The sequence below is a fragment of the Bradyrhizobium genomosp. I (2014) genome (assembly GCF_000261685.1).
In the GTDB taxonomy this organism is placed as follows: Bacteria; Pseudomonadota; Alphaproteobacteria; order Rhizobiales; family Xanthobacteraceae; genus Bradyrhizobium.
In genome coordinates, this window is sequence record NZ_AJQE01000386.1 from 1 (window position 1) to 5,112 (window position 5,112).

Here is a 5,112-nt window from a genome sequence, read left to right on the forward strand (position 1 = left end):
GTTCCCGGGCTCAGAGGAGTGCTATCGGCTTCCTGATCAGCTTCGGCATGCCGTCGCCAACTGGGTGCCCTCCAGTTCAACCTCAAGGTAAGAAATGAAAGTAATTACGAAGGTGGCTGAGCTGCGTCGCGCCCTTGCAGACGTTCGCAATGCCGAAAAGCGCATCGGATTCGTTCCGACGATGGGATACTTGCACGACGGCCACCTGGCCTTGATCTCGGCCAGCCGGGAACACTGCGACGTCACTGTCGTTAGCATCTTCGTCAACCCCACTCAGTTCGGCCCAAATGAGGATCTCAGCAGGTACCCCCGCGACTTCGCGCGCGATGAAGCGTTATGCGGCAGTGCCGGGGTCTCCATCATCTTCGCGCCAAGTGCAGAGGAGATCTATCCGGCTCAATTTGAGAGCTTTGTCGAGCCGGGCGAACTCGCAAAGCCGCTCTGCGGAGCTTTCAGGCCTGGACATTTTCGTGGTGTAGCGACCGTCGTCTGCAAGCTATTCAACATGGTGCAGCCGGACGTCGCGTACTTTGGACAGAAGGATTTTCAGCAATGCGCGGTAATACGCCGCATGACGGTTGATCTGAATCTTCCGATCGAGATTGTCACTGTGCCAACCGTGCGGGAGCCAGATGGGCTGGCAATGAGCAGTCGCAACCGTTATCTCTGCCCGGAAGAACGTGATCGGAGCTTGGCGATCAGCCGTGGCTTGTTCGCCGCAGCGCATGAGTTTGCCTCAGGGGAACGCGACGCCGCAACGCTGATTGCGCTTGCGAGAAGGCATTTGGAAAGGGTCGATCGACTACAGTACCTTGAGCTTGTCGACCCTGGGACTCTAAGGATTGCTGACAGCCCTCTGCGCTATCCGGCGGTGCTCTGTGTCGCAGCGTACGTCGGCTCCACGCGGTTGATCGACAATGTAGTCCTGTCCTGGTCGCCATCGTAGCGAGATCCGCAAGTGATTGCGCTCAGGAGCAGTCGAACCGGATGGGCTGGCCCTGAAATCCTCAACATCCTGGAAGAACTCTCGAAGACGATCCGGAACTGCCCTTTGCGTGCTGAACAACTCCCCCACGCTCGAGCTCATGATGTCGGTTGGAGATTGGCTCTGCCGCTGACGGGGTGGAGCGAGGCGGGGCCGCTCCACGCTGCCGAGATCATCCGCCTGCAAGCGGGCATCGCCAAAGGAGATTCGCTCAAAATCGTGTGCTGCCAATACGTGCGATTATGGATCAACAACCACGCGCCCATGACCATGAAATTACTTCACGATGGCGCAGACGACCTCGTCAAGCTGCAAAAAGCCGAAGCTCCCTAAGAGCGGCCAGGGGCGAGTCAAGGGGGCAGTGAAGCGCGGGCGCCGGATCCTGGCCCGATTTCGTCGCCAGACGTCGGGCGGGCGCTGGTTTTTGACGCAAAGATATGCTTCACCGCAAGAATTGGTCGCGATGTCCCTCTACAGTGTAGGATGCCAGGCGCTCGGGTTTGGAGCCGATAGGTGCCGTCTTGTGAAACGACATCGGAGCAGTGGCAAGCTATTTCTACCAACTCCATCGGGGCAGGTATGCCGAAGCGCAGCAGGCGCGATAAACGGCAAATCCTCTGGCCGCAATTGAACCTGATGAGGCTCGGCAACGAGCTAGCACCGTGCGAGCATTGGCCTGCGGCAGCCGCCCAGTCAGTCCGGCGCGCAATAGATGGCCGAGCATGCTGTACATCATCGCAGAGCATGATCGCAGGGAGCTCACATTGGCCTCTGAGCTCTAGCAAGCTTGTCTGCTAGGCCCAGACGGCCGACGAGAAGACAAACGCAGGCCGATCAAGCGAGCTGCCGCAATGGATCAGCGATCGCAGAGGTGCTGGACATTGCACCGCGCTGGAAATCGGCCGACCGGCAGTCGCGGAGGCTCATGCGCTCCGATGTACTTGAGTTGCGGTCCAGCAAATGCCCATTATCTTCCCCGATGGTATGAGGGAGATCTCTCAATGCTGGACGTTGGCACGATCACGCTTCTGCGCACGATCCTGGATGAGGTTTGCGTGAGCGTCCCACCGTATGACGCCGGCGTCCGCGCCTACGTTGCCTCCAGAATCCTGGAGGCCGCCACCAGAGGTGAGACGCGCCCCGATCTGCTTAAACAGATCGGTCAGGAAGCTCTTTCCAGAGCACCAACGATGTGGCGATAGATCTAGGACATGGCTTGTCATTGAGGTGAATTTCCAAGTCACAGTGCTGAAGATCCAGCTCGCAGAGTGTATCGTGGTCGCAAATCGATGGTGGCCTAACGTCACCCAAGACGCGGCGTTATCTGATGTGAATCGGTTGGCGCGCTGCTCGGTGCCCGGCCGATCCTTGAAACGAGAGAGCAGCTCGCACAGCAGACGCCGCATCCAAGCCTTGGCGCGCACCCTTGCGCGCCACGATGCCGGTGAGGCGACGCTCCAATAACCTTCGTCCGGAAACGGGGGCGAAGTCAGTGTTCGGCGCCGGAGCGCCGTCAACTCACGCGAGCCGGTGCGCCGTTGCTGTTTACTCCTGTGTGAGCGCCGCAAGTGCCCTTTCGATCACTGTGATGTCTTGACTGACCTGAGCGATCGCTGGCTTCGGATCAATGCCGGTAACGCAGTTCAACTGCTGCAGCAACTCCCGCCGATGCGCCAGAAGGTTCTCCAGCGCGCTGCGGTTGTTTAGTTTCACATAGCCGTCGACAATCAGTCCAATCGAAAGAGACATCGAAACTCTCAAACAAAGCTGTTCTCAACGAAGATGCGTATAGCACATCGGCAAACGATGTTCAGCTCCTCGGAAGAGAATACTGACGGGCGAGCTTGTTAGCGACAAGCGTCCGGCGCCGGGAGCGTGACCGACTATTCCTTGCGCCTTCCAAGCGCCCAGCTCTGTTTGAGCGACTAGCCGAGCAGAAAGACGGCGTATGGTGAGCCAAGAACGCTGCGGGTCGTGGCGATGGAAATGCTACGCTAGCGGAAGGAGTGTTGTCACGAACTGCCATTGTCCTTATCTGCCCGCCGAACGGCTTCCGAGATGCGATGGCGGGTGGCGCGTTGATCGACGACATGCTCGCCTGAATATCTCTTCGTAGAGATTGCGACGACCTCAGGAGCGTCCAGGATGCTCGATGAATATTTGGCCCGCATTCGTGCTCACCGCACAAACATCCACCGCTATCGTCGCCTGCTGAAGTCGAACCTGTCGGATGTCGAACGTCAGTTCATCGAAAAACGCCTCACCGAAGAGCAGACCGCGCTGGAGTTCCTTTCAGCCGAGACCTTCCCGCTCGCGTTTAGCCTCCGGAAGGGGCGGACATGCCGGCAAACTAGTCGCGGAGCCGCGAACGACGCGCGCGTTCCGGGCGGCCTGATCCGAGGCGCGGTGGGACCCCACGGCTGACCCTCCCAGCTGCGCATCCTCAAAAACCGCTCTGTACCGCGGGCTGTACCTAATTTGCGGGTTCTGATCGCGGCGGGCTTTGTCGAGTCCGATCGCCAAACACTTTCGTGCAGCATCACTGACTTCAATCCGGGACCTCTTCACCAGCGGATTAAAAAGCACCACTGTTCGACCGGTTCTCGCTCAGGACTTGTTTGTACTCGGCCATATCTCGGCAGTTTGTTAGATTGGCTACACGCCTAGCCAAATCGTTCTCACTAGCCAGCTGAGACAGCCACAACTTCATCGTTCATCGGTCTGCGACCACGGCATGAGATTTGCTCTGCTGGCTGAAACGCTGCGGAACCGTATTCGCGGCGAGAGGCACAGCAAGGAAGGAAACGACTTGCCAAATCTGCGAGTGGAGACAGTTTATGTCGGCGGCAGTATCTCCAGCAGCATTCTGGTGAATACACAGGCAAGCGGCGGTACCGCCCGAGACGTGGTACATCAAGTTGGTACGCGCCGATCGGCTGCGAAATACCCTCGTACCGATATTTTTACTAGTCGCCGTCGGGCAAATGGCAGGCCTTTTGCGTGTAGCCGATCCCGTAGGACTACTGCCCAGGTTCTCCGCGGCCGACGGTCGGTTGTTTCGACGGAGACCGCAGTCGGCCGCGCGACAGGGAAGACGCCGTTCCGGAGCAGAACAACGGCCTCCAGCTTTTGGATCAATCAGAATCGGGCAACACCATGATTGTGCGTAGTCTGCACGACATTGAAGCAACCGATCACTTCGTCGATTGGGGCAATGGTACGAGCCACCGCCTTCTGACGGATAAGGACGGCATGGGTTTTAGCATCTGCCACACCATCGTGCGCGCTAACACCGTTTCTCTTCTGCAATACCGGAATCATCTCGAAGCCTGCTTCTGCATCGGTGGAGAGGGCGAGGTCGAGGACATGGACGGCAATGTCTTTCCTATTCGCCGAGGCGACATGTATGTGCTTGACAAGCATGACAAGCATCTCCTGCGCGGGGGACCGGACAAGGACATGATCCTCGTTAGCATCTTCAACCCGCCCCTCACCGGAACCGAGCGCCACAAGCTGGACGACCCGGCAGGCTCCACATATTGAGCGATGCGAAGAAACGCCAATCCAATATGAACTGCCGCTAATTGCGAGAAACATTTACTCGAGCGATCCAGCACTGGCTCGTACCGCACGCGCGGACTTTTTACGAAATGCCCACGCGATGCGGTTAGGTTGAGCTGACAAATTTACTTTGGCATTCCAGGTCCCTTTTTTTCTTGTCCGGAATACCCGGCGGGCGGGGTCTTGTGCGATTGATAGCGCGCTTAGTTGTACGATGTCTGGCGACGCTGTTGGACAGCTGACACAGCACCGCTGTGGCTATCGCATTGATTGCACTCGATTTCACCTTTGGCACGATACATGCGTAATCGTCTAAAGGGCGCCATAGAGGAGAAGTCGTTCGATGAGAACGCTTACCAGAAACGCTGACGCGCTTGAGTAGCAGCTGCGATACCGCCGCCACCATATTTGGTGGTGCGGAACGTTGGCGGAAGATTGAGTGATCCGCTTTGGCGAAGGGTTTCGTCACATCAATGCAGGCCAGCCAAAGCCCGAAAACAGATCCGAACCGATGTGAGCGATTTGCGTGAATCAAGGAAGTGAACTGGTCCCGGTTGTCTGAACAA

Annotated in this window: 7 protein-coding genes; 5 read left to right on the top strand and 2 right to left on the bottom strand. The window is 57.7% G+C overall.

The window, feature by feature from the left end:
* Window positions 1-94: 94 nt before the first annotated feature.
* The 3 genes from panC (at window position 95) to IC50_RS42155 (ending at window position 2,187) form a co-directional block, all read left to right on the top strand.
* Window positions 95-946, top strand: coding sequence for a pantoate--beta-alanine ligase (panC, locus tag IC50_RS33910; RefSeq protein ID WP_011084897.1), 852 nt, complete (start codon window positions 95-97; stop codon window positions 944-946).
* Window positions 947-958: 12 nt separating this feature from the next.
* Complete coding sequence (locus IC50_RS33915) at window positions 959-1,318, top strand: hypothetical protein (protein ID WP_011084898.1); 360 nt, start codon at window positions 959-961, stop codon at window positions 1,316-1,318.
* 668 nt (window positions 1,319-1,986) lie between these two features.
* Window positions 1,987-2,187: a hypothetical protein gene (locus IC50_RS42155; RefSeq protein WP_014497761.1), complete on the top strand. Its 201-nt coding sequence runs from the start codon at window positions 1,987-1,989 to the stop codon at window positions 2,185-2,187.
* A gap of 343 nt (window positions 2,188-2,530) precedes the next feature.
* Here IC50_RS42155 and IC50_RS33925 read toward each other — a convergent pair whose 3' ends face one another.
* Window positions 2,531-2,734 carry a hypothetical protein gene (locus IC50_RS33925; RefSeq protein ID WP_014497760.1) on the bottom strand — a complete coding sequence of 68 codons (204 nt, stop codon included), beginning with the start codon at window positions 2,732-2,734 and terminating at the stop codon, window positions 2,531-2,533.
* A gap of 396 nt (window positions 2,735-3,130) precedes the next feature.
* Between IC50_RS33925 and IC50_RS33930 the strand changes: the two genes are divergently transcribed.
* Window positions 3,131-3,409, top strand: a complete 279-nt coding sequence (locus tag IC50_RS33930; RefSeq protein ID WP_011084900.1) for a hypothetical protein — start codon at window positions 3,131-3,133, stop codon at window positions 3,407-3,409.
* Window positions 3,410-4,141: 732 nt separating this feature from the next.
* Window positions 4,142-4,528, top strand: coding sequence for an ectoine synthase (locus IC50_RS33935; protein WP_028154427.1), 387 nt, complete (start codon window positions 4,142-4,144; stop codon window positions 4,526-4,528).
* A gap of 124 nt (window positions 4,529-4,652) precedes the next feature.
* On the opposite strand, the gene IC50_RS42845 is transcribed toward IC50_RS33935, so the two are convergent.
* A partial coding sequence (locus IC50_RS42845; RefSeq protein ID WP_210161546.1) for a hypothetical protein occupies window positions 4,653-5,112 on the bottom strand: 460 nt, incomplete at its 5' end.